Source organism: Bacillus sp. SIMBA_008, from assembly GCF_046535495.1.
In the GTDB taxonomy this organism is placed as follows: domain Bacteria; phylum Bacillota; class Bacilli; order Bacillales; family Bacillaceae; genus Bacillus; species Bacillus subtilis.
Genome location: NZ_JAWRWL010000422.1, coordinates 1 through 274, shown reverse-complemented (window position 1 = coordinate 274; position 274 = coordinate 1). Strand labels below are relative to the sequence as shown.

The following is a 274-nucleotide window of genomic DNA, read 5'->3' as shown; positions in this document are numbered from 1 at the left end:
AAGCAAGCCAGCGGATCGACAGCTCGCCGATCTGACGTTGTGCTACATGCGGGAGCTCATCACCGCGCAGGAGGGTTACGCTGACTTTCCTGTTCCCCGAAGTGGCGTCGCCGCAGGGCATGGTGAAAACAACTTCGCAACCATGCCGTCCCTAGTGATCGAGATAGCATTCCACACCAATGCCACGGACGCCGCCGCCCTCCAGGACCCGGTGTTCCGCACTGCCTCCATGAAAGGAGTCGAGAAGGGCTACCGGCTCTTCCGCGAAGGCAAG

Annotated in this window: 1 protein-coding gene; it reads left to right on the top strand. The window is 60.9% G+C overall.

The genetic code is table 11. From position 1 onward, the window contains the following. Positions 1–274, top strand: a 274-nt coding sequence (locus tag SB658_RS23855; protein ID WP_410602801.1) for a hypothetical protein, incomplete at both ends; no start/stop codon positions are given.